The 22589-nt window shown below is 63.1% G+C and carries 21 protein-coding genes and 1 riboswitch; of the genes, 12 read left to right on the forward strand and 9 right to left on the reverse strand.

Translation table 11 applies throughout. The features are described from left to right. The first annotated feature begins 22 nt into the window (after nt 1–22). The 5 genes from AC0L3O_RS16050 to gcvP all read left to right on the forward strand — a co-directional run bounded on the left by AC0L3O_RS16050 (nt 23) and on the right by gcvP (nt 6332). A complete protein-coding gene (locus AC0L3O_RS16050) occupies nt 23–904 on the forward strand; it encodes a cytochrome b/b6 domain-containing protein (protein WP_473535331.1) in 882 nt (293 codons plus the stop codon). A 1-nt stretch (nt 905) separates the two neighbouring features. Further along, entirely contained in the window at nt 906–1694 is a 789-nt protein-coding gene (locus AC0L3O_RS16055; protein WP_287257975.1) for a molybdopterin-binding protein, read from the forward strand. Between the two features lie 78 nt (nt 1695–1772). Continuing rightward, nucleotides 1773–1860, forward strand: a riboswitch (glycine riboswitch). A gap of 152 nt (nt 1861–2012) precedes the next feature. Beyond that, nucleotides 2013–3128 (forward strand): glycine cleavage system aminomethyltransferase GcvT, encoded by a 1116-nt coding sequence (gene gcvT / locus AC0L3O_RS16060; RefSeq protein ID WP_473531055.1) that lies wholly within the window; start codon nt 2013–2015, stop codon nt 3126–3128. 5 nt (nt 3129–3133) lie between these two features. Then, nucleotides 3134–3502 carry a glycine cleavage system protein GcvH gene (gene gcvH, locus AC0L3O_RS16065; RefSeq protein ID WP_027156276.1) on the forward strand — a complete coding sequence of 123 codons (369 nt, stop codon included), beginning with the start codon at nt 3134–3136 and terminating at the stop codon, nt 3500–3502. Nucleotides 3503–3521: 19 nt separating this feature from the next. Next, complete coding sequence (gene gcvP / locus AC0L3O_RS16070) at nt 3522–6332, forward strand: aminomethyl-transferring glycine dehydrogenase (RefSeq protein ID WP_473535332.1); 2811 nt, start codon at nt 3522–3524, stop codon at nt 6330–6332. Nucleotides 6333–6403: 71 nt separating this feature from the next. Here gcvP and AC0L3O_RS16075 read toward each other — a convergent pair whose 3' ends face one another. Further along, nucleotides 6404–7573: a GGDEF domain-containing protein gene (locus AC0L3O_RS16075; protein WP_027156274.1), complete on the reverse strand. Its 1170-nt coding sequence runs from the start codon at nt 7571–7573 to the stop codon at nt 6404–6406. 267 nt (nt 7574–7840) lie between these two features. Between AC0L3O_RS16075 and parE the strand changes: the two genes are divergently transcribed. Next, the gene (gene parE, locus AC0L3O_RS16080) at nt 7841–9892 is read left to right on the forward strand and encodes a DNA topoisomerase IV subunit B (protein ID WP_023801056.1); all 2052 of its coding nucleotides are present in this window, start codon (nt 7841–7843) and stop codon (nt 9890–9892) included. 56 nt (nt 9893–9948) lie between these two features. On the opposite strand, the gene AC0L3O_RS16085 is transcribed toward parE, so the two are convergent. Next, nucleotides 9949–11070: a DUF2336 domain-containing protein gene (locus AC0L3O_RS16085; protein WP_128172307.1), complete on the reverse strand. Its 1122-nt coding sequence runs from the start codon at nt 11068–11070 to the stop codon at nt 9949–9951. A 244-nt stretch (nt 11071–11314) separates the two neighbouring features. Between AC0L3O_RS16085 and AC0L3O_RS16090 the strand changes: the two genes are divergently transcribed. Beyond that, on the forward strand, nt 11315–11791 hold the full coding sequence (locus tag AC0L3O_RS16090; protein ID WP_473531058.1) for a MaoC family dehydratase: 477 nt from the start codon (nt 11315–11317) through the stop codon (nt 11789–11791). A gap of 3 nt (nt 11792–11794) precedes the next feature. After that, nucleotides 11795–12676: an HpcH/HpaI aldolase/citrate lyase family protein gene (locus AC0L3O_RS16095; protein WP_128172305.1), complete on the forward strand. Its 882-nt coding sequence runs from the start codon at nt 11795–11797 to the stop codon at nt 12674–12676. 12 nt (nt 12677–12688) lie between these two features. Here AC0L3O_RS16095 and AC0L3O_RS16100 read toward each other — a convergent pair whose 3' ends face one another. Both AC0L3O_RS16100 and AC0L3O_RS16105 read right to left on the reverse strand, forming a co-directional pair. Then, nucleotides 12689–13297, reverse strand: coding sequence for a flavin reductase family protein (locus tag AC0L3O_RS16100; protein ID WP_128172304.1), 609 nt, complete (start codon nt 13295–13297; stop codon nt 12689–12691). Continuing rightward, the gene (locus AC0L3O_RS16105) at nt 13298–13882 is read right to left on the reverse strand and encodes a nitroreductase family protein (protein WP_128172303.1); all 585 of its coding nucleotides are present in this window, start codon (nt 13880–13882) and stop codon (nt 13298–13300) included. It abuts the gene before it with no gap. A gap of 156 nt (nt 13883–14038) precedes the next feature. Here AC0L3O_RS16105 and AC0L3O_RS16110 point away from each other — a divergent pair, with 156 nt between their 5' ends. Continuing rightward, entirely contained in the window at nt 14039–15004 is a 966-nt protein-coding gene (locus AC0L3O_RS16110; RefSeq protein WP_128172302.1) for a hypothetical protein, read from the forward strand. A 48-nt stretch (nt 15005–15052) separates the two neighbouring features. On the opposite strand, the gene AC0L3O_RS16115 is transcribed toward AC0L3O_RS16110, so the two are convergent. From AC0L3O_RS16115 to AC0L3O_RS16135, 5 genes are all read right to left on the reverse strand, one after another. After that, nucleotides 15053–15991, reverse strand: coding sequence for a lysophospholipid acyltransferase family protein (locus tag AC0L3O_RS16115; protein WP_128172301.1), 939 nt, complete (start codon nt 15989–15991; stop codon nt 15053–15055). 115 nt (nt 15992–16106) lie between these two features. After that, the gene (gene thrS / locus AC0L3O_RS16120; protein ID WP_473535334.1) at nt 16107–18083 is read right to left on the reverse strand and encodes a threonine--tRNA ligase; all 1977 of its coding nucleotides are present in this window, start codon (nt 18081–18083) and stop codon (nt 16107–16109) included. 166 nt (nt 18084–18249) lie between these two features. Continuing rightward, complete coding sequence (gene blaOXA, locus AC0L3O_RS16125) at nt 18250–19074, reverse strand: class D beta-lactamase (RefSeq protein WP_473616026.1); 825 nt, start codon at nt 19072–19074, stop codon at nt 18250–18252. Between the two features lie 124 nt (nt 19075–19198). Beyond that, complete coding sequence (yidD, locus tag AC0L3O_RS16130; protein ID WP_023801045.1) at nt 19199–19576, reverse strand: membrane protein insertion efficiency factor YidD; 378 nt, start codon at nt 19574–19576, stop codon at nt 19199–19201. 7 nt (nt 19577–19583) lie between these two features. Then, complete coding sequence (locus AC0L3O_RS16135) at nt 19584–20030, reverse strand: iron-sulfur cluster assembly scaffold protein (protein ID WP_128172297.1); 447 nt, start codon at nt 20028–20030, stop codon at nt 19584–19586. Nucleotides 20031–20270: 240 nt separating this feature from the next. Here AC0L3O_RS16135 and folE point away from each other — a divergent pair, with 240 nt between their 5' ends. The 3 genes from folE (at nt 20271) to AC0L3O_RS16150 (ending at nt 22568) form a co-directional block, all read left to right on the forward strand. Further along, entirely contained in the window at nt 20271–20906 is a 636-nt protein-coding gene (folE, locus tag AC0L3O_RS16140) for a GTP cyclohydrolase I FolE (RefSeq protein WP_473535336.1), read from the forward strand. A gap of 138 nt (nt 20907–21044) precedes the next feature. Beyond that, on the forward strand, nt 21045–21515 hold the full coding sequence (gene hisI / locus AC0L3O_RS16145; protein ID WP_023801042.1) for a phosphoribosyl-AMP cyclohydrolase: 471 nt from the start codon (nt 21045–21047) through the stop codon (nt 21513–21515). Between the two features lie 84 nt (nt 21516–21599). After that, complete coding sequence (locus tag AC0L3O_RS16150; RefSeq protein WP_473535337.1) at nt 21600–22568, forward strand: patatin family protein; 969 nt, start codon at nt 21600–21602, stop codon at nt 22566–22568. Nucleotides 22569–22589: the final 21 nt, after the last annotated feature.

Below are 22589 nucleotides of genomic sequence, written 5' to 3' on the forward strand. Positions count from 1 at the left end.
GCGGCCGGAAGGACGCGAAAAAATGCAATCGGTGGCCAGGAGCCAATCAACCGTCGGGCCAGATACTGCCGCGCCGAAGGATGCGACGCTGATCTACCGGCAGTCGCGCTGGACGCGGCTGACGCACTGGCTCTGGGCCATTTCGCTGTTCTTCATGCTGCTTTCCGGCCTGCAGATCTTCAACGCCCGCCCGCAGCTCTATATCGGCAAGGAATCGGGATTCGCCTATAACAACACCATCTTCGCCATCGGCGCCGAGAACACCGCAAACGGCCCGCGCGGCTACACCGAAATCTTCGGCAAGCGCTTCGACACAACCGGTGTGCTCGGCTGGTCGGGGCCGGCGGGTCGGGAGACGGCCCGCGCCTTCCCGTCCTGGGCGACGATCCCCTCCTACTACGACCTCGGCACGGCCCGCGTCGTCCATTTCTTCTTTGCCTGGATACTGACCACGACCCTGGTCGTGTGGCTGGTCGCCAGCCTGATCAACGGTCATCTGCGCCGCGATCTTGTCCCGCGCATCGCCGATCTCAGGCGCTTGCCGCGAGACATCGTCGATCATGCCAAATTCAAGTTTCACCAAACGCGCGAGTACAACACGCTGCAGAAGATGGCCTATGGCGGCGTGATGTTCGTGCTGCTGCCGTTGATGATCATCACCGGCCTTGCCATGTCGCCGAGCATGAACGCGGCGCTGCCGTTCCTCAACGATCTGCTTGGCGGCCGGCAGACGGCGCGGACCATTCATTTCATAGTAATGCTGCTGCTCGTCGCCTTCTTCATCATCCATATGCTGATGATCTTCGCCGCCGGCCCGATCAACGAGCTGCGTTCCATCATCACCGGTTGGTACCGAACCGATCCGCCGGAGCATGGCAGCAAGACGCCGCAGAGGAGTGCGTGAGATGGCAAAGTTTGTAATCAGCCGCAGAAAATTCCTGACCTCGGCAAGCCTCGGCGTCTCCGGCATCATGCTGTCGGGTTGCGATGCCTTCGACAGCCAGCTTCGTGTCGGCGAGGGCCTGCGCAGCTTCCTTGAAGGCGCCAACGGCCTGACCTGGCGCGCGCAACGCCTGCTCGCCGGCGATTCGCTTGCGCCGGAATTCACCGAAGCCGACATTCGCCAGCCGCAGCGGCCGAACGGCGTCACCGCGCCGGACGACGATGTCTACAAGGGCCTGCTCGCCAACAATTTCGCCGACTGGCGGCTCGAGGTTTCCGGCCTCGTCGAAAAGCCGCTGTCGCTGACCCGCGAGCAATTGATGAACATGCCGAGCCGCACCCAGATCACCCGCCACGACTGCGTCGAAGGCTGGAGTTGCATCGCCAAATGGACCGGCACGCCGCTGTCGCTGGTGCTGGACCAGGCGGTGGTCAAGCCGCAGGCACGCTATGTCATGTTCCATTGCCTCGACACGATCGACCGCAGCCTGTCCGGCGACATCAAATATTACGGCTCGATCGACCTGATCGATGCCCGTCACCCGCAGACGATCCTTGCCTATGGCCTGAACGGCAAGCCGCTGCCGGTCGAGAACGGTGCGCCGCTGCGCGTCCGCGTCGAGCGCCAGATCGGCTACAAGATGCCAAAGTATCTCCGCAAGATCGAACTGGTCGACAGTTTCGCCGCCATCGGCGGCGGCAGGGGCGGCTACTGGGAGGACAATGGCTACGACTGGTACGGCGGCATTTGATCGCAACGCTGTCGCTGGCAGGTGACAAGGTGTCGCCGACAGGCTATGGATGACGAGTCGAGGGCTCAAATTGAGTCCTACCTGTTTGCGGGAGAGAGCAGCGAGAGCTGCCGCCGAAGGGGAAATCGCCCGAAATCTCTCAGGCAAAAAGAACCGTAGACGGGAAAGACACTCTGGAAAGTCGGGGCTTTTTTCGCCCCGCGCCGAAGGTGTAAGCGCTGCCGACAGAGTTACGGGGCGCGAGTCTCTCAGGCTTCAGACAGAGGGGCACGGACTGGTCGCCATTCGCGGCCGATTGCGTGCGACTCTGGAGACGACATGACGGGCGACGACACCAAACACCTTCCCCTAGAAGACCTGCACGTGGCCGCCAGTGCGCGCTTTGGCGCGTTCGCCGGCTGGTCGATGCCGCTCACCTATCCGGCCGGCGTGATGAAGGAGCACCTTCATACCCGCGAACATGCCGGCCTGTTCGACATCTCACACATGAAGCTGTTCGAGATCAGTGGCTTGGGCGCTGAAGCACTGCTCAATCGTGCCTGCCCGTTCGACGCCGGCGCGCTTGAGATTTCCCAGTCCAAATACACGTTCTTTCTCAATGAAGCCGCCGGCATCATCGACGATCTGATCGTCACCAGGCTCGGCCGGCAACGCTTCATGGTCGTCGCCAATGCCGGCAATGCTGAGGCCGACGAAAAACACCTTCGTGAGCTTGCCGACTTTGATGCCAAGGCGGACTTTGACGCCAAGATTGAAGCACTCGACCGCGTCTTCCTGGCAATCCAGGGTCCCGAAGCCTGGGCCGCCCTGTCGCGCGCCGGCATCGAAACCGGATCGCTGCTGTTCATGCACGGCTTCGAGCCGCGCGAAAACTGGTTCATGAGCCGCTCGGGCTATACCGGCGAGGACGGCTTCGAGGTCGGCCTGCCGGAAGCGGATGCGCGAAATCTCGTCGCCAAACTGCTCGAGGACGAGCGAGTGATGTGGGTTGGGCTGGCCGCCCGCGACAGCCTGCGGCTCGAAGCAGGGCTGTGCCTGCACGGACTGGACATCACGCCTGAGATCGACCCGGCCAGCGCCGGGCTGATGTGGGCGATCCCGAAGGAGGTTCGCGCCTCCGGCGCTTTCATCGGCGCCGACGCATTGCGTGCAATCCTGGAGCGCGGCCCGGCGCAAAAACGCGTCGGCCTGAAGCCGGAGGGCCGCCAGCCGGTGCGCCCCGGTGCAACCCTTTTCGATGCCGACGGCAAACCCGCCGGCCACGTCACCTCCGGCGGCTTCGGCCCCTCGGCCGGCCATCCGGTCGCCATGGGCTACGTCCAGGCGTCGCTGGCCAAACCCGGCGCAAAACTCTTCGCCGACGTTCGCGGGACCAAAATCCCGATCGATATCAATCCCCTGCCCTTCACGCCGCATCGCTACCGCAAAGGATGAACTTCATGGCAAAGACCTATTTCACTGAAGATCACGAATGGCTCCGCGTCGAAGGCGGTATCGCCACCATCGGCATCACCGACTACGCGCAGGAACAGCTCGGCGATCTCGTCTTCGTCGAATTGCCGGAGCCTGGGAAAAAGCTGGCCAAGGGCGATACCGCCGTCGTGGTCGAATCGGTCAAGGCGGCATCGGACGTCTATGCGCCGGTCGACGGCGAGATCACCGAGGCCAACACCGCGCTTTCGTCTGATCCGTCCCTGGTCAATTCGGCGGCGGCCAGCGACGGCTGGCTGTGGAAGATGAAGCTGGCCGATGAAAGCCAACTCGAAGGTCTCCTGGATGAGGCCGCCTACAAAGCCCATATTGGTTGAGAGAGCAGGACCAGGAAAGATGACCGCAGCACCCTACTCCTTCTCGGCCCGCCATATCGGCCCCGGCCTCAATGATGTCAGAGCCATGCTGGCGACGATCGGCGTTCCGTCGGTCGAGACGCTGATCAGCCAGGCTGTGCCGAAATCGATCCGGCTCGACCGGCCGCTGGCCTTGCCGGCCCCGGCGAGCGAAGCCGAGGCGCTGGCCGAGCTGTCAGCGACAATGGCGAAAAATACAGTTTTGAAGAGCTTCATCGGCGCCGGCTATCACGGCGTCCACGTGCCGCCGGTCATCCAGCGCAACCTGTTCGAGAACCCGGCCTGGTATACGGCTTACACGCCCTACCAGGCCGAGATCAGCCAGGGCCGGCTCGAAATGCTGTTCAATTTCCAGACCTTGGTCACCGAACTGACCGGGCTGCCGGTCGCGTCGGCCTCGTTGCTCGACGAGGCGACGGCGGTGGCCGAAGCAGTCGGCATCGCGTTACGCCACCACCGCGATAAGCGGACCAAGGTGGCGCTGGCCGGCACGCCGCATCCGCAGACGCTTGACGTCGTGCGCACCCGCGCCGAGCCGCTCGGCATCGAGGTCGACGGTGACACGATCGACGACAACACAGCCGCTCTGCTGGTCTCCTGGCCCGATACGTTTGGCGTCTATGGCGACCACAGGGCGGCAATTGAGAAAGCTCGCGCCACCGGCGCGCTGGTCGTCTTCATTGCCGATCCGCTCGCCCTGACGCTGACCGACGCGCCGGCTGCGCTTGGCGCCGACATCGCCGTCGGCCCGATGCAGCGCTTCGGCGTGCCGATGGGCTTTGGCGGGCCGCATGCCGCTTATTGCGCCGTTTCCGACAGGCTGACGCGGCTGATGCCCGGCCGCCTGGTCGGCCAGTCCACCGACAGCAAGGGCCGGCCCGGCTATCGCCTCGCCTTGCAGACGCGTGAACAGCATATCCGCCGCGACAAGGCGACCTCCAACATCTGCACCGCGCAGGCGCTGCTCGCCAACATGGCGACCGCCTATGCGATCTGGCACGGCCCTGCCGGGCTGCAGGCGATTGCCGGCCGAATCCATGCATTGGCCAACCGGCTGGCTGACGGTCTCAAGGCAGCAGGAATCTCGGTGCTTGGCGCAAGCCGATTCGACACGGTGACGGTGGAAGTGAAAGGCAGAGCCGGGGCGATTGGCGCCGCAGCCGAAAAGACCGGCCGATTGCTGCGCGTCATCGACGCCGACCGCATCGGCATCAGCTTCGACGAGACCTCGACCGATGCCGATCTGGAGGCGATCGCGGCGCTGTTCGGCGCCAAGCCGGGCGCAGCCGTCGGCAGCACCATGCCCGGAAAACCGCGCGGCAAGGCGTTTCTCACGCAGCCTGTCTTCCGCGAAAACCACTCGGAAACCGACATGATGCGCTTCCTGCGCCGGCTGGCCGACAAGGACCTGGCGCTCGACCGCGCCATGATCCCGCTCGGCTCCTGCACGATGAAACTCAATGCCGCCGCCGAGATGATGCCGGTAAGCTGGCCTGATATCGCCAATTTGCATCCCTTCGCCCCGGCAAGCCATTCGGCCGGTTACCGCGCCATGATCGACGAACTGGAAGCCTGGCTGGCGGAGATCACCGGCTTCGACGCGGTGACCCTGCAGCCCAACGCCGGCAGCCAGGGCGAGTATGCCGGGCTGCTCGCCATTCGCGGCTATCACCGCTCACGCGGCGAAGCTCACCGCACGGTCTGCCTGATCCCGTCATCGGCGCATGGCACCAATCCGGCGAGTGCGGCGATGGCCGGCATGAACGTCGTCGTCGTGCGCTGCACCGAAGACGGCAACATCGACGTCGACGACCTGAAAGCCAAGGCGGACGAGCATGCGCAAGACCTTGCGGCGCTGATGTTCACCTATCCCTCGACGCACGGCGTTTTCGAGGAAGGCGCGCGCGACCTCTGCGCCCTTGTCCATGAGCATGGCGGCCAGGTCTATTTCGACGGCGCCAACCTCAACGCGCTGGTCGGTCTCGCCCGCCCCGGCGACATCGGCGCCGACGTCTGCCACATGAACCTGCACAAGACGTTCTGCATCCCGCATGGCGGCGGCGGTCCCGGCGTCGGCCCGATCGGCGTCAAGGCGCATTTGCAACCCTATCTGCCCGGCCACGTCGTCGAAGGCTCGGGCCATGCCGTGTCGGCTGCACCGTTCGGCAGCGCTTCGATCCTGCCGATCACCTGGATGTATATCCGGATGATGGGCGCTTCGGGCCTGAAGCAGGCGACCGAGACGGCGATCATTTCCGCCAATTATGTGGCGACGCGGCTCGGAGCGCATTTCCCGGTGCTCTACAAGGGCAGGCACGAGCGCGTCGCGCATGAATGCATCCTCGATACCCGCGTGCTCAAGGACAGTGCCGGCATCAGCGTCGACGACGTCGCCAAGCGGCTGATCGACTATGGTTTCCATGCGCCGACCATGTCGTTTCCGGTCGCCGGCACGCTGATGGTCGAGCCGACCGAGTCCGAGCCCAAGCGCGAGCTCGATCGCTTCTGCGAGGCGATGATCGCGATATCAGGCGAGGCAGCCAAGGTGGCGAAAGGCGAATGGCCCCTAGCCGACAATCCGCTGGTCAATGCGCCGCATACCGCCGCCGAGGCGCTGGCCGGCCAGTGGACCCATCCCTATTCGCGCCTGGAGGCGGCCTACCCCGCCGGCGATGCCGACACGTCAGCCAAATACTGGCCGCCGGTGTCGCGCATCGACAATGTCGCCGGCGACCGCAACCTCGTCTGCTCCTGCCCGCCGCTGTCGGAATATCTGGGGGCGGCGGAGTAGACCATGATCCCGAAAAGTGGAATCCGGTTTTCGGACAAGATCATGGTCTAACAAGAAGATAGAAGCCTCAATCAGGCAGAACGCAAGGCCGGCGCGTCGGCCTTGCTCGCCTTGTTCTGGGCGACGACGCGATTTCGCCCGGCGCGCTTTGCCGCATAGAGTGCGGCGTCGGCTTCGGCCAGCACATTGTCGAGACTGGTGCCATCCGTCCCGCCAAAGCCGATGCCGCCACTGACTGTGCTGCGCAACGGACCAAGCTGGGTGGCGACGACTTCCGTGCCGAAGGCGACGCTGATCTTGCTCGCAATGTCGTAAGCCTTCTCTTCAGTCATCCGCGACATGACGAGGACGAATTCCTCGCCGCCCAGCCGGAAGGCGTCGACGCCGGTCCTGGAGTATTTTCTGACGACAGCGGCGAAGCGGCGCAGAACCTGATCGCCAACCGGATGACCGAATACATCGTTCGTCTTCTTGAAATGGTCGAGGTCGAACATGGCGACGGACATGAACGGGCCGAAAATCCGCTCGCCGTAGAATGCCGTCAACGCCCGCCGGTTCATCAGCCCGGTCAATGGGTCGGTCATGGTCTCGGCCTTCAGTTCGATCTGCGCCTGCAAATGGTGCAGGGAGAGCGTCAATGCGCCGAGCCCCGTCATGCAGGCGACCGCCACGGCGGAATTCAACCGTTCGGCCCAGTTGTCGGGCGCAACGCCGAGCACCCATTGGCCCTTGACCAGCAGGACCGCGCCGCAAAGTCCGAAGGACAGCGCACAGACGCCGCTCAGGAACGAAACGACCAGCAATATCCGGCGATCATGACCACCTTTGATCCAGAACATCACCCCGATAAGCGAGAGCAGCGCCGTTACCGTCGCGTAGGTGACGATGAAGCCGACGCCGTCAAAGCCCAGCGACGTCGCGCCTGCGCAAACCGCCATCGCAGCCAGGGTCGGCAAGATGGCGCGCCTGTAGTCATGGACGCCGAGATACTGCATGGCCGACAGGCAGAGGGTCAGAAGGCCCAGGCTGAGAAGCGCAAGTACAATCTGGCAAAGCCAGGGGCTGGGATGCTTGGCATAGTGCCAGAACAAGACCACATGTGCGACGAGCACGAGAATGCCGCACGCCACCGTCAGCACAAAGCGTGCCTGTGGCGCGGTGCACCAGATCGCAAACAGGGTGATGCTGAGGCACGTGCCCGACAGCGCTGCCGCAAGCAGGAGCGAACTGTAATCCAACATGCGTAAGCGACAGCCTCTTCTCGGGTTCTGCCGCATTCTAGGTCAGCAGCAATCCGCGAATACCCTTTTTCGGCCAACCTTCCGGCGTAACCTCCGGACAAGGTTTACAAAGCGTCGATGCCCTCGGCCCATTTCCGCCGCTTGGTTGTCGAATGGTTTTGCAGTAAGAGGCTCTATCCTCGAACGTAACGGGAACCTCCGTCGCCTGCCCGCAAAAAGCGTGGCAGTATCGGGTGGTGATTCGCAGCATCGCAATCCAGGACCAGCATGAACGACAGCAACGATCTTTTCGGCAATTTGGACAAGCAGCCGCAACCGGTTCGCGCCACCGCGCGCCCGGCCGACCCGCTGGTGCAGGCGGCGAAGCGCCCGGCATCCCGCGACGGCAGCGAGAGCTACAGTGCCGCCGACATCGAGGTTCTGGAAGGGCTGGAGCCGGTGCGGCGGCGGCCCGGCATGTATATCGGCGGCACGGACGACAAGGCGATGCACCATCTGTTCGCCGAGGTCATCGACAATTCGATGGACGAGGCGGTCGCCGGCCACGCGACTTTCATCGATGTCGAGCTTTCGGCCGACGGATATCTGGCGGTGACCGACAATGGCCGCGGCATTCCGGTCGATCCGCATCCGAAATTCAAGAAGCCGGCGCTCGAAGTCATCATGACGACGCTGCATTCGGGCGGCAAGTTCGACAGCAAGGTCTACGAAACCTCGGGCGGCCTGCACGGCGTCGGCGTCTCCGTCGTCAACGCGCTGTCGGACCATCTCGAGGTCGAGGTCGCGCGCGGCCGCCAGCTCTATCGCCAGCGCTTTTCGCGCGGCGTTCCGGTGACCGGTCTGGAGCAGCTCGGCGAGGTGCATAACCGCCGCGGCACCAGGATACGCTTCCATCCCGACGAGCAGATCTTCGGCAAGGGTGCGGCGTTCGAGCCGGCGCGGCTCTACCGGATGACGCGCTCGAAAGCCTATCTGTTCGGTGGCGTCGAGATCCGCTGGACCTGCGACCCCTCGCTGATCAAGGAGAAGGACACGACGCCGGCCAAGGCCGAGTTCCATTTTCCCGGTGGCCTCAAGGATTATCTGAAAGCCTCGCTCGGCGACGAATTCCAGGTCACCCGCGAAATCTTTGCCGGCAAAAGCGACAGGCAAGGCGGCCACGGCTCGCTCGAATGGGCGGTGACCTGGTTCGGCGGCGACGGGTTCCTCAATTCCTACTGCAACACCATTCCGACCGGCGAAGGCGGCACCCACGAGGCCGGCTTCCGCAACGTCTTGACGCGCGGCCTGCGCGCCTATGCCGAGCTGGTCGGCAACAAGCGCGCTTCGATCGTCACCTCGGAAGACGTCATGATCTCGGCGGCGGGCATGCTGTCGGTGTTCATCCGCGAGCCGGAATTCGTCGGCCAGACCAAGGACCGGCTGGCGACGATCGAGGCGATCAGGATCGTCGAGGCCGCGATCCGCGACCCCTTCGACCACTGGCTGGCCGACAACCCGCAGGAAGCTTCGAAGCTGCTCGAATGGGTGATCGCGCGTGCTGACGAGCGGGTGCGCCGCCGCCAGGAGAAGGAAGTCTCGCGCAAGAGCGCGGTGCGCAAGCTGCGCCTGCCCGGCAAGCTCGCCGACTGCACGCAGAATGCCGCGGCCGGCGCCGAGCTCTTCATCGTCGAGGGCGATTCGGCCGGCGGCTCGGCGAAACAGGCGCGCGACCGCGCCAGCCAGGCAGTGCTGCCGCTGCGCGGCAAGATTCTCAACGTCGCCAGCGCCGGCAACGACAAGCTGGCTGGCAACCAGCAGATTTCCGACCTGATCCAGGCGCTTGGCTGTGGCACGCGGTCAAAATACCGCGATCAGGATCTGCGCTACGACCGGGTCATCATCATGACCGACGCCGACGTCGACGGCGCCCACATCGCTTCGCTGCTGATCACCTTCTTCTATCAGGAGATGCCGAGCCTGGTCCGCGACGGCCATCTCTACCTGGCGGTGCCGCCGCTCTACTCGATCCGCCAAGGCGGCAAGGTCGCCTATGCCCGCGACGATGCGCACAAGGACGAACTGCTGCGCACCGAGTTCACCGGGCGCGGCAAGGTCGAAATCGGCCGCTTCAAGGGGTTGGGCGAAATGATGGCCGCCCAGCTCAAGGAAACCACCATGGACCCGAGAAAGCGCACGCTGCTCAGGGTCGACGTGATCGATGCCGAGGCGGCGACCAAGGATGCGGTCGACGCGCTGATGGGCACCAAGCCGGAAGCCCGCTTCCGCTTCATCCAGGAACGCGCGGAATTCGCCGAGACGGAAGTGCTGGACATCTGAGCTAACCCGCTCGCGTCGAATGCGGAGTTCCCGGAGTTCTTCGTGAAGGATAAGGCCTAAGCCGCCGCGATCGCCAGCGCGTGACCGCGCGCGTTTTCGCGCAGCGCATCGAGGTGGATCGATTTGACCAATCCGGCGAGATCGCCTTCGGCGGACTGCCCGCCCAATTCCTTCAGCATCAGCCAGCTGACTTCCTGGACGCCGGCGAGGCGCTTGCCATTGGCGACCTCGCGCCAGATCTTCAGCGCGCGCAGGATGATGGCGTGCGTGGCCGCGGCCAGGCCGGCGCTGCGGAGCAGCGCCTGCAGCGCCACGTCGTGCCCGCCGGCCAGCAGCGCCCTCACCCGTTGTTCGGATTGCTGGCTGAGCGCGACCAGCGCCGAGCCGAAGAAATCGACCTTGCCGTGCGCAATGGTGCGAATGATGAAGCTTGCGGTCAGGTCGCCGCGCAGGCGCAGATGCTCGATGAGTGCCGCATGTTCTTCCTGGTGGGTGCCTTCGATCAGCGTCATCGACGCCTTGACGCAGGCGTCGCGCATGACGCGCTCGGTTCTGGCACGGCCCATCAGCGCCAGCACCAGCGGCGAACCTTTTAGCGTTTCACCAAGTTTTATCAGCAGCATATGCCGGCAGTCAGCGGGCAGACGCGCATCCGATATCAGCGCTTCGCGCAGCGAAGGCAGATGGCCATGGCGTTCGGCGATACGGCGGAAGCTGAGCGAAGCGATGTCGGCGCCGCTGTTGGCGAGAAGCGTGGCGCAGGCTTCCGGCTCGCCGATTTCGGCGATCGCGGCGGCGACCGCCATGGAGACGCGCGGACGATCGGCGATCAGTTTCTGGATCGCCTTCTGGCCGCCGGCAACCCGGTCGATCAGATCGGCATCGGTAAGCAGCGGCGAACGTGCCAGCACCAGGCTGGCGACTTCCGGCTGATCGGACGCCAGCGCGCTGATGATCTGCAGCGGCGCGTGATGGCTCATCGACAGCGCCTCTGCCATCGCCAGCCGCACTTTCGACGAGGCATCGTCGAGCAGCAGCGTCAGCGCCGCCTCCGCCGCGCAGCGATCCTCGAAAGGCAGCTCGGCATTGATGTAGGCGCGAGCCAATGCGCTTGCTGCCGCGGCGCGCTCAGAGACCCTTGCCGTATGAATCCATTTCAGGAAATGCGAAACAACCATGCCGTCCGCTATGCCCCTAGCCCGAGTCCGTTCCCGCCCAGTGAAGACCCTAGGTAGAAATGGTTTACGAACGGTTCACCATGTTTGTTAACTGGCCCATCTTTGTTAACTGGCCCCCTGTTTGTTAACTTTGCTTGCCAGCGCGGTATGCAGCGCCTGGCGACGTGCGCGGTTTCGGAAAGTACGCTAACACTTTGAATCTTCGCATCGTGCTTTCCAAAACTCGATTCCGATTTTCGGGGCGATGCGGCAGCGGAGGAGATCGACCATGACCGGGCTTTATCTGGAAGAGTTCGTCGTCGGCCATGTCTTCCGGCACACGCTGCGGAAAACCGTCACTGAAAGCGACAACATGCTGTTTTCGGTAATGACGCTGAACCCGCAGCCGCTGCACATCGATTTCGACTTCGCCGCCAAGAGCGAATGGGGCAAGCCGCTGGTCAATTCGCTGTTCACGCTGGGCCTGATGATCGGTATTTCGGTGAACGACATCACCGTCGGCACCACCGTCGCCAATCTCGGCATGAAGGAGACGGTGTTTCCGCATCCGGTCTTCCACGGCGACACCATCCGCGTCGAGACGACGGTGGTGTCGGTGCGCGACTCCAGGTCGAAGCCGGACCGCGGCATCGTCGAATTCGAGCACCGCGCCTACAACCAGGACGACGTGCTCGTCGCCAAATGCACGAGGCAGGCGATGATGATGAAGAAGGCGGCCTGACCGATGCGCTCGCTGCTGTTCGTTCCCGGCGATTCGGAAAAGAAGCTGGAAAAGGCGATTGGCGCCGACGCCGACGTGGTCATCGTCGATCTCGAGGATTCGGTCGCGCCACAAAACAAAACCTTGGCCCGCGATATCGCCGCACGCTTCATCACCGGACACAGGCATCAGACCAGATCCGCGATCTATGTCCGCATCAACGATCTCTCGACCGACCTGACCGACGAGGATCTGGCGGCACTCGTGCCAGTGAAACCCGACGGCATCATGCTGCCGAAGTCGAACAGCGGACAGGATGTCCAGCAGCTCTCGGCCAAGCTCAGGGTGCACGAGGCCGAAAGCGGGCTACCGGACGGTGCGATAAAAATCCTGCCGATCATCACCGAAACAGCTGCCGGCGTGCTGGCGGCTGCGACCTACGCCAACGCAAGTGCGCGACTTGTCGGCGTGACCTGGGGTGCGGAAGATCTCTCGGCAGCAATCGGTGCGCGCACGGCCCGCGACGAGAATGGCCGCTACACCGATGTGTTCCGCTTCGCCCGCACCATGACCATCCTCGCCGCCGGTGACGCGGAAGTCGCGGCGATCGACACGGTTTTCCCAGATTTTCGCGACATGACCGGCTTCGCGGCGGAATGCGCCGAGGCCGAGCGCGACGGCTTCACCGGCAAGATGGCGATCCATCCGGCGCAGGTGCCTGTCATCAACGCCGCCTTCACGCCGTCGACCGAGGCGGTGAAACACTCCCTAGCGATCGTCCAGGCATTCGAGGCGGCTGGAAATCCCGGCGTCGTCGGCATCGGCGGCAAGATGTACGACCGGCCGCATCTCAAGCTGGCAGAGCGGCTTCTGGCACGCGCCAGGGCGGCAGGGATTTCGGCCTAATATTTTCCCAGCCTAGTCTTTTCCCCAATGAGGCCGGCGCAGCGAGAAGATCTCGCTGACGCTGGCATAATCCATATAGCCGAGACGGCCGACATTGCCCGCCCTGACGATATCGAATATGCCGTCTTTCAGGAAGGCATCGTCGATATGCACACCGACGACTTCGCCGGCAACGACGATGGCGCCGGTCGGTGTCCCGTCCAGCGCCTTTGGACGCATGATCTCCGTCACCCGGCATTCAAGCGCCGCGGGCGCCGCCGCCACGCGGGGTGGCGCAACCAGCCGCGACGGCGCCATGGCGAGATCGGCATAGTCGAATTCGGTGACGCCGCGCGGCGCATCGACCGCGGTGCGGACCATTTTTTCAGCGAGATCGCGGCTGACGAGATTGGCGACGAACTCGCCCGTTTCTTCGGCGAATGTGGCGCTGTCCTTCTCGCCTTCGGATGAAAACCAGACGATGAAGGGCCGCGTCGAAAACGCATTGAAGAATGAATAGGGGGCGAGGTTGACCTCGCCGGCCTTGTTCACCGTCGAGATCCAGCCGATCGGCCGTGGCGCCACGATCGCCTTGGACGGGTCATGCGGCAGCCCGTGGCCTTTAGACGGCTCGTAGAACATTCAGCCCACCCATGGCCCTGCATAATCGCCATAGAGCTTTGCCGGATCCGGCCGCGGCCGCTCGGGCGCCGGCCCCTGATAGGAGCCGATATGGATGAAGCCGACCACCCGCTCATGCGGCGCCAGCCCCAGGATCGCCCTGCCCTCCGGCACGTCGGAATACCAGTTGCTGATCATGTTGGTGCCATAGCCCAGCGCATTGGCTGATAGCATCAGGTTCATCGCCGCCATGCCGCCGGACAGGAACATCTCCCATTGCGGGATTTTTGGGTTTTCCTTCGGGCTCGACACCACGCCGATCACCAAAGGCGCGCGCGAAAAGCGCGCCAGTTCCTGGTTATGGCGGCCTTCCGGCAGCGGCCCTTCGCGCTGTGCGGCAAGGGCCGCCAGCTTCTTGCCGATCTCGACGCGCGCCTCGCCCCGGTAGAGGATGAAGCGCCACGGCTCGAGCCGGCCGTGGTCCGGCACCCGCGAGGCGGCGGCAATCATCGTCGCGATGTCAGCGTCGCAGGGCGCCGGTTCCTTCAACTCCGGGATCGGCGCGGAATTTCGGGTCAGCAGAAAATCGATGATCGGCGACGCCATGGGCGCAAGTCTCCTTGGAATTTGAGCTGAAGCGCACCATCGGGGCATCGGGCGGCTCGGGCTTGGCGCGGCGCGCCGCACAAAGAGCCCTCTAGCAGGATCTGATCGGACTCTTAAGCCTTGAAATTGCCACCGCCTTGGGCTTCAAGGCAAGCCATGTTTGAGGGGACATCGCGACTTTTCCCGATCTGGCTCGCTGCCGCACTGTTGATGGTGCCGGTTTCGCTTGCCGTCGCGCAGGATGCGGACGGCCTCGGTGATCTGAAACTTCCCGGAATGTCGAACTATGCGCCTCCGAAAAGCGATGCACCGCTGGCAGCGGCGAGCAGCGGGGCGATCACGCTGTCGGCGCAATTGACCGACAAGGGCGCCGACATCACACGCGGCATCGTCTGGCGCGTCTTCAAGCCTGACGCCACCGGCGACGGCAAGCTGCCGATGGTCGCTTCCGCCCATGGCGGCAGCGCGGTGTTCCAGCTCGAGCCCGGCAGCTATCTGGTCCACGCCTCTTACGGCCGGGCCGGAGCCACCAAGCGCATCACCGTCGGCAAGGACGCCAAGCGCGAAAGCCTCGTGCTCGATGCCGGCGGACTCAAGCTCGACGCCGTCCTGTCAGGCGGGGTGCGCATACCGCCGAAGAAATTGCGCTTTTCGATCTATGAAGGCCAGGCCGAGGCCAATCACGATCGCGCCCTGATCATACCCGACGTCGAGCCGAACAGCGTCGTGCGGCTGAACGCGGGCGTCTATCACGTCGTCTCGACTTATGGCTCGGTGAATGCGGTCATCCGCTCAGACATCCGCGTCGAGGCCGGCAAGCTGACCGAAGCAGCCGTCGAGCATCGTGCGGCGGAGATGACCATGAAGCTGGTGCGCGAGGCGGGCGGAGAGGCGATCGCCGACACCTCCTGGTCGTTGCTCAACGAATCCGGCGATCCCATCCAGGAAACCGTCGGCGCCTTTGCTTCGATGGTGCTTGCCGAGGGCGACTACACAATCATCGCCAAGAACCGCGACCGCATCTACCAGAAAGATTTTACGGTCGTGGCCGGGCAGAACCAGGAAATCCAGGTTTTGGCCACGGAGGCCTCGGCGATCGATCCTCAGGAAGGCGCGGACTAGACGTCCGAACCCTGTGCGGGAACCGGTCCAGCAGCGTATGATTGCCGATCAAGCCGCGTTACGCATGCGTTGCGGCAGAAACTGGCCGCGGCCGCGCGGTTCCGCCGGAGCCAGATCGAAAACAGCCCGGTAAAGCCGCTCGAGCAAAGCCTTGCGGTCGCGCACCTGCTCCAGTTCGTCCCATCCCAGCACGTCGCCTACGTGCACGTCGATCGATTTGCCGGACAGCCGACCGAATTCGTGGATGAGCAGCGAAGTACGCAGCGTCAGCGAAGCCCTGCCGACGAACTTCGCGACGCGCCCGTCACGCTCGGCCAGGTTCATTGGTCCGCTGACCAGGTGGAACAGCCGCCCGTTCTGGCCGGAAAAGTGCATTGGGACAACCGACGCCTTGGCATCCCTAACGAGACGCGCCGGAAACATCTTCCACGGCAGGTCGCGCGCCCGGCCAAAACCTTTCGGCGCGGTGGCGACGCCGCCCGCGGGGAAGACGACGATGATTACGCCGTCTTTCAGCAGCCGCACCGCCTCATGGCGCACCGCCATGTTGTTCCGGAGCGCGTCCTTGGTCTCGGAAAAGTCGATCGGCAGCGAATAGGGCTCCATCTCCCGGATCTTGAGCAGATCCTTGTGGATCATGACACGGAACGGGGGCTGAAGCTGCTCGGCCAGCGACAGCACCGCAATGCCGTCGCCGATGCCGAACGGGTGGTTGGCGACGATCACCAGCGGCGTGTCGGGCAATTTTTCCGGCGGCCATTGGCCGGTGGTCCGCACCCTGACATCGATCAGCTCCAGCGTGCGGCTGAACACGCGCTCGCCGCTCGGCACCACATGACGGCGCCAAAAGTCATAGAGCGCCGCGAAGCGATCGCGGCCGGACAGGCCTTCGATGGAGTGGATGAACCAGCGCGTCAATGCCGGCTGATGCGGGCTGGCATAGGAAAGCTCGGGAAACGGTCTTTCGCGCATCTTCAGCTTGAGCATGAGGCTCGTTACAAGACCGGCGTGACAAGCGTGTGAAATGGCGGGCATGTGAGTGGCGTGCATGTGAATGGCGGTGGATCGCTCCACCGCCATTTCATCGACAATCCGGCTGAACTCAGGCCACTCGTTTGCGCCTGCGGTCGGGCGTCACCGCTTCTTCGGCAAGCATCGCCACCGCTTGGCCAAGGCCGAGCGACTCCTGGTCGCGCGAGCCGAGCCGGCGGATGTTGACCGTCTCTTCCTCCGCCTCGCGCTTGCCGCAGACGAGGATCACCGGAACCTTGGCCAGGCTGTGCTCGCGGACCTTGTAGTTGATTTTCTCGTTGCGAAGATCGGCTTCCGCCAACAGTCCGGCCGCCTTCAGTTGCGCGACGACCTTTTGCGCGTAATCGTCGGCATCGGAGGTGATCGTTGCCACCACCACTTGCAGCGGCGCGAACCACAGCGGGAAATGGCCGGAATAGTTCTCGATCAGGATGCCGAGGAAGCGCTCCATCGAGCCGCAGATGGCGCGATGCACCATCACCGGCTGCTTTTTTTCAGAATCCGAGCCGATGTAGAAGGCGCCGAACCGTTCCGGCAGGTTGAAATCGACCTGCGTGGTCCCACATTGCCAATCGCGGCCGATGGCGTCCTTCAGCACATATTCGAATTTTGGCCCGTAGAACGTGCCCTCGCCCGGATTGACGCCGGTCTTGATCCGGTTGCCCGACCGCGCTGCGATCTTGTCGAGCACGTCCTGCAGCACGCCCTCGGCATGATCCCACATCGCGTCGGTGCCGACCCGTTTTTCGGGGCGGGTCGCCAGCTTGACAGTGATTTCGTCGAAGCCGAAATCGGCATAGGTCGACAGGATCAGGTCGTTGATCTTGATGCATTCGTCGGCGAGCTGTTCCTCGGTGCAGAAGATGTGGGCATCGTCCTGGGTAAAGCCGCGCACGCGCATCAGCCCATGCAGCGCGCCGGACGGCTCATAGCGATGCACATTGCCGAATTCCGCAAGTTTTACCGGCAGATCGCGGTAGGACTTCAGGCCGTGCTTGAAGATCTGGACGTGGCCGGGGCAGTTCATCGGCTTCAGTGCAAACATCCGATCGTCGTCGGTGTCGTCGCCGGCAACCGTCACCTTGAACATATTGTCCCGGTACCAGCCCCAGTGACCTGACGTCTCCCACAGGCTCTTGTCGAGCACTTGCGGCGCGTTGACTTCCTGATAACCCTGCTCGTCGAGGCGGCGGCGCATGTAGTTGACCAGGTTCTGGAACAGCCTCCAGCCCTTGGCATGCCAAAAGACGACGCCCGGCCCCTCCTCCTGGAAATGGAACAGGTCCATCTCGCGGCCGAGCTTCCTGTGGTCGCGCTTTTCGGCTTCCTCCAGCATGGTCTGATAGGCATCGAGCTGCGCCTGATCGGCCCAGGCCGTGCCATAGATGCGGGTCAGCATCGGGTTGTTCGAATCGCCGCGCCAATAGGCGCCGGCCACCTTCATCAGCTTGAAGGCGCTGCCGATCTGTCCGGTCGAGACCATATGCGGGCCGCGGCAGAGGTCGAACCAATCGCCTTGCGCATAGATCTTGAGGTCCTGATCTTCGGGAATGGCGTCGATCAGTTCCAGCTTGTAGCGCTCGCCCTTGTCGGCAAAGATCTTTTTCGCCTTCTCACGCGACCACACCTCTTTGGTGAACGGCTTGTTGCGCGCGATGATCTCGCGCATCTTCTTCTCGATCACCGGGAAATCGTCGGGCGTGAACGGCTCGTTGCGGGCAAAATCATAGTAGAAGCCGTTGTCGATCACCGGGCCGATGGTCACCTGCGTACCCGGCCACAATTCCTGCACGGCTTCGGCCAGCACGTGCGCTGCGTCATGACGGATGAGCTCCAGCGCGCGCGGGTCTTCGCGGGTGATGATCTCGACCTTGCCGGACTTGCCGAGCGGGTCGGAAAGATCGCGCACCACGCCATCGATCGAGTAGGCGACCGCCTTCCTGGCCAGCGACTTCGAGATCGATTCCGCCAGGCCAGCGCCGGTCATCGCCGCCTCGTAGTCGCGGACGGAGCCATCGGGAAATGTCAGGGAAACGGAATTCAGCATAAAATTCTCCTATCCAGTCCCGCAAACGAGCGCGGGTGGTGAAATGCATGTCGCCCAAAAGTGTGCAGCGGTTTTTGGCCGACGACATGCATAAAGTAAAAAGCCGGATGCGTCCGGCGGCAGTCTTTTATGGGCAGATTTTCGTGCCGTAAAGGCGAATGGCCAATCACTTGCTCCTGTCGACGAGATTCGGCAGCTCTTTCAGGAACATCATCCGCGCCTGAGGCCCCTTCGGCGTATCGGAACGTTTCGTATCGATTACCAGGCGGGCAAAGACGATGCTGCGCGCATCCTTGTTCGCCCAGCCGACAAACCAGCCGAGCGAGCGCTTCTCGGCGCTTTCGCCAAGCCTGGTGGTCCCGGTCTTGCCCTGGACCGTCCAGCCACCTGACCGGAAGGTCGGCAAGATCGCCCTGGTCATCGCGTGGGCCTTGTCCGAAACCGGCAGTTCGCCGGCAAGCAGCCGGCGCATGAAATTCACCTGTTCGACCGGCGATATCTCAAGGGAAGAATTCACCCAGGACCGGGTGAGGCCATCATTCCTGCCGGGAGTGCCGGCAACATCGGTGTTGCCGTAGTCGAATTTCGAGACGTAGCCGGCAAACCGCTCGCTGCCGAGCCGGCGGGTGATTTCCTGCGAAAACCACAGCACCGAGTCCTTTTCCCAGATCGTCGGGTCGACGGTTTTCTGGTCCCGCTCGACCGCCTTGAACTCGGGCTTGTAGCCCCAGGCCGGCGTGTGCTCGTCGCTCAGGATTCCCGCGTCATAGCCGATCAGGGCCAAGGGGACCTTGAAAGTCGAGGCGGGACTGAAGCGCTGGTCGCAGACCCCGTCCCGATACAGCGTTTCACCGCTTGCAGCATCCAGGATCAGCGTGCATTCGACCTCCCCCAGCGGCGCCGATTGTGCGCGGATCGGAAAACCAAAAAGCCAGGCCAGAAGGTAGATAACCAAGGCGAAAACGAATGGACGGCGGTCTATCTGGCGCATTGGCAATCTCTCCTGATGGCTATCAGGAGCGGCTTAGCGAGGCGTCTTGTCTCGATTTTGTCTTAAATGCGCAACGTGCGGTTAACCCTAGCAAATCGTAAAGATCCTGCTCTGGTTGCAGAGCTTACGCCCCACCGGCATCAGTTTCCGGATCACTGCGCTTTTTCCCGATCCGCCAGTACCGCCAGGGTGTGAACCAGACATAGCGCTCGGCCAGCACCTCCGGCACCCGGTCGATGCCATGCGTTCCGCCCGGCCCGCAGCGCAGCACGCGGAAAAAACCCAGCCAGCCGCCGGCCCATAGCCCATGGCGGGCAATCGCTTCGTGCGCGTATTCGGAGCAGGTCGGCAAATGCCGGCAGGAATTGCCGACAAAGCCGGACAGCGTCAGCTGATAAAAACGCACGAGCGAGGTGCCCAAAATTCGGCCGGGCGTCTTGCGCCAGGGACCTGGCCAGTTGCGTGTGTATCGCGGCCTCTGATGGGTGTGATCCGTGGCCATTTGACGGCTACGCCGCTTGTTCGGCGCGCTTCTTCTCGATCTGGCCGATCGCGTCGACCACCGCATCGAAGGTCAGCATGGTCGAGGCATGGCGCGCCTTGTAGTCGCGCACCGGCTCGAGATATCTGAGGTCGGCGAAGCGGCCTTGCGGCGGCGCGCCGTTTTCCTTCAGCATCTTCAGCATCGTCTCGCGAAGGCTGCGCAATTCATCCGCGCTGGCGCCGACGACATGCTGCGCCATGATCGAGGACGACGCCTGGCCAAGCGCGCAGGCTTTGACGTCATGGGCGAAATCGGTGACGATGCCGTCATCCATCTTCAGATCGACGGTCACCGTCGAGCCGCACAGCTTGGAATGCGCACGCGCGGTTGCATCGGGATGGTCGAGCCGGCCGATCCGCGCGATATTCCCGGCAAATCCCAGAATTTTCGCATTGTAGACGTCGTCGATCATATTTTTCCAATCCGTCGCCGCGGAGCGAACAGCGATTGCCGCAGACGGCCTTCCTTTCGCTCGCAACGATCATATATAATGCTGGTACTCGGGTATGGACAAGGCGACCAACGACCGCGTCCCTGCTCAATTCACTTCACGCCGCTTACGGGCTGGAAACAGGGCACGTTTCTAACACCCGAAAGGTCGTGGTCCGTTCAACTCGTTCCTCCTGAGAGGGGAACTACGGGAGACGCCTTTATGGATGCCGTCATCAAGAAATTCATGCCCCCTTCCGCCTATATGGAAAAGCTGGTCACCGATCGGCCGACCGAAGCCGAAGCCGAGGCCGCGGTTCGCACGCTGTTGCGCTGGACCGGCGACAATCCGGACCGGGAGGGCCTGGTCGATACGCCAAAGCGTGTGGTGAAGGCCTATCGCGAAATGTTCGGCGGTTACGACAAATGCCCGGCCGAAGAACTCGGCCGCACCTTCGAGGAGGTCGCCGGCTATGACGATCTTGTTCTCGTCAAGGATATAACGTTCCATTCGCATTGCGAGCACCACATGGTGCCGATCATCGGCAAGGCGCATGTCGGCTATCTGCCGGACGGCAAGGTCGTCGGCCTGTCCAAGATCGCCCGCGTCGTCGATATCTTTGCCCAGCGCCTGCAGACCCAGGAAGCGATGACCGCACAGATCGCCGGCGTCATCCAGGATGTGCTCAATCCGCGCGGCGTCGCCGTCATGCTCGAAGCCGAGCATATGTGCATGGCCATGCGCGGCATCCGCAAGGAAGGCTCCACGACGCTGACCTCGACCTTCACCGGCGTCTTCAAGGACACGCCCGAGGAACAGGTCCGTTTCGTCACCATGGTGCGCGGCGGCAGGGGCTGAACGAGCCTCGCCGGCCGCCAGCCATGGTCGCGAGAAATGAGAACCGGTTCTCGGATCAGATCATGGCCAAACAACAAGACAGAGCCTCGCCCGTTCCGATCCGATCGTGCTCGGCGAGGCTCTGAACAAGGACCGGCGATGTCGGCAGTGGAATTTCCGAAAGCTCCATCAGACAAGAAAGCACTGGAAGAAAGCACGGTCTTTTCGCCGCGCTTCGATGCCGGCGGCCTGGTCACCGTCGTCGTCACCGATGCCGAAGACGGCATGCTGCTGATGGTCGCGCATATGAACGCCGAGGCGCTGGCGCTGACGCTGGAAACCGGCATTGCCCACTACTGGTCGCGCTCGCGCAGCGCTCTGTGGAAGAAGGGCGAAACGTCCGGGAATGTCCAGAAAATCGTCGAGATGCTCACGGATTGTGACCAGGACGCAATATGGTTGCGCGTCAAAGTGATGGGCCATGACGCAACCTGCCACACCGGCCGGCGTTCCTGCTTTTATCGGACGGTGGGACTGATCGACGGCAAGGGGACGCTTGCCAACGATGGCAGCAAGCCGCTGTTCGATACGCAAGAAACGTATCGAAAGCCTCATGAACCATCTATTTGAACCATTCGCCGAACTGCAATCACGTATATTCATGATTTCGATACGGCCTGCCGATAATTTAGCCGCGGGACAAGGGAGATTGTGATGCTCGAATGGGCGTCATTGCATAACAGACCAGACGTTCGGGAGGCGAATGGCCTGTCATCGTCCGCCGGTGCATCCGAAAAGAGCCCCGCCAGGAAAACAGGCATTTCGCTGGCGCTGGGCGGCGGCTGCGCGCGTGGCTGGGCCCATATCGGCGTGCTGCGCGCGCTCGACGAAGCCGGCATCGAAGTGTCGATGATCGCCGGCACCTCGATCGGCGCGCTGGTCGGCGGCTGCTATCTTGCCGGCAAGCTGGATGAGCTGGAAGAATTCGCCAGAAGCCTGACCAAGCGGCGCATTTTTGGTCTTCTCGATCTCAACCTGCGCGGCAGCGGACTGTTCGGCGGCATGAAGCTCGATGCACGGCTGCGCGAGCACATGGCCGGCATCCGTTTCGAGGATCTGCCAAAACCTTTCGTCTGCGTCACCACGGAGATCCGCACCGGCCATGAAATCTGGCTGTCGGGCGGCTCGCTGATCACCGCCATGCGCGCCTCCTACGCCCTGCCCGGCGTATTCGAACCGGTCAGTTGCAACGGTCGCGTGCTGGTCGACGGTGCGCTGGTCAATCCGGTCCCGGTCTCGGTCTGCCGCGCCTACGAGCAGCCGCTCGTGGTCGCGGTGAACCTTCACTACGATCTGTTCGGCCGCGCCGCCGTCATCAAGCACAGCGCCGGCGAACTGGTCGTCGAGAAGGACGCGCCAAGGCCCGGCCTGATCGACACAGGGCACCAGTACCAGACACGGCTCGGCATCACCGGAGTTATGGTCGAAGCCTTCAACATCATCCAGGATCGCATTTCGCGGGCGCGTCTTGCCGGCGACCCGCCTGATATGTCGCTGCAGCCAAAACTCAGCCATATCGGCCTGACCGAATTCCATCGCGCCGACGAGGCGATCCGCATCGGCTATCTGGTGACGATGGCGCAGATCGACGAGTTGGCCCGCCTGCAGGCGGTTCTCGCCTGAAGCGCGACCCGAACTGAAGGT

It is taken from the genome of Mesorhizobium sp. WSM4810, from assembly GCF_055811235.1.

Excerpts from the sequence above, each read along its gene's own strand:
- AC0L3O_RS16050 (WP_473535331.1), top strand. The coding sequence starts at position 23 with ATGCAATCGGTGGCCAGGAGCCAATCAACCGTCGGGCCAGATACTGCC.
- AC0L3O_RS16055 (WP_287257975.1), top strand. The coding sequence starts at position 906 with ATGGCAAAGTTTGTAATCAGCCGCAGAAAATTCCTGACCTCGGCAAGC.
- gcvT (WP_473531055.1), top strand. The coding sequence starts at position 2,013 with ATGACGGGCGACGACACCAAACACCTTCCCCTAGAAGACCTGCACGTG.
- gcvH (WP_027156276.1), top strand. The coding sequence starts at position 3,134 with ATGGCAAAGACCTATTTCACTGAAGATCACGAATGGCTCCGCGTCGAA.
- gcvP (WP_473535332.1), top strand. The coding sequence starts at position 3,522 with ATGACCGCAGCACCCTACTCCTTCTCGGCCCGCCATATCGGCCCCGGC.
- AC0L3O_RS16075 (WP_027156274.1), bottom strand. The coding sequence starts at position 7,573 with ATGTTGGATTACAGTTCGCTCCTGCTTGCGGCAGCGCTGTCGGGCACG.
- parE (WP_023801056.1), top strand. The coding sequence starts at position 7,841 with ATGAACGACAGCAACGATCTTTTCGGCAATTTGGACAAGCAGCCGCAA.
- AC0L3O_RS16085 (WP_128172307.1), bottom strand. The coding sequence starts at position 11,070 with ATGGTTGTTTCGCATTTCCTGAAATGGATTCATACGGCAAGGGTCTCT.
- AC0L3O_RS16090 (WP_473531058.1), top strand. The coding sequence starts at position 11,315 with ATGCGGCAGCGGAGGAGATCGACCATGACCGGGCTTTATCTGGAAGAG.
- AC0L3O_RS16095 (WP_128172305.1), top strand. The coding sequence starts at position 11,795 with ATGCGCTCGCTGCTGTTCGTTCCCGGCGATTCGGAAAAGAAGCTGGAA.
- AC0L3O_RS16100 (WP_128172304.1), bottom strand. The coding sequence starts at position 13,297 with ATGTTCTACGAGCCGTCTAAAGGCCACGGGCTGCCGCATGACCCGTCC.
- AC0L3O_RS16105 (WP_128172303.1), bottom strand. The coding sequence starts at position 13,882 with ATGGCGTCGCCGATCATCGATTTTCTGCTGACCCGAAATTCCGCGCCG.
- AC0L3O_RS16110 (WP_128172302.1), top strand. The coding sequence starts at position 14,039 with ATGTTTGAGGGGACATCGCGACTTTTCCCGATCTGGCTCGCTGCCGCA.
- AC0L3O_RS16115 (WP_128172301.1), bottom strand. The coding sequence starts at position 15,991 with ATGCTCAAGCTGAAGATGCGCGAAAGACCGTTTCCCGAGCTTTCCTAT.
- thrS (WP_473535334.1), bottom strand. The coding sequence starts at position 18,083 with ATGCTGAATTCCGTTTCCCTGACATTTCCCGATGGCTCCGTCCGCGAC.
- blaOXA (WP_473616026.1), bottom strand. The coding sequence starts at position 19,074 with ATGCGCCAGATAGACCGCCGTCCATTCGTTTTCGCCTTGGTTATCTAC.
- yidD (WP_023801045.1), bottom strand. The coding sequence starts at position 19,576 with ATGGCCACGGATCACACCCATCAGAGGCCGCGATACACACGCAACTGG.
- AC0L3O_RS16135 (WP_128172297.1), bottom strand. The coding sequence starts at position 20,030 with ATGATCGACGACGTCTACAATGCGAAAATTCTGGGATTTGCCGGGAAT.
- folE (WP_473535336.1), top strand. The coding sequence starts at position 20,271 with ATGGATGCCGTCATCAAGAAATTCATGCCCCCTTCCGCCTATATGGAA.
- hisI (WP_023801042.1), top strand. The coding sequence starts at position 21,045 with ATGTCGGCAGTGGAATTTCCGAAAGCTCCATCAGACAAGAAAGCACTG.
- AC0L3O_RS16150 (WP_473535337.1), top strand. The coding sequence starts at position 21,600 with ATGCTCGAATGGGCGTCATTGCATAACAGACCAGACGTTCGGGAGGCG.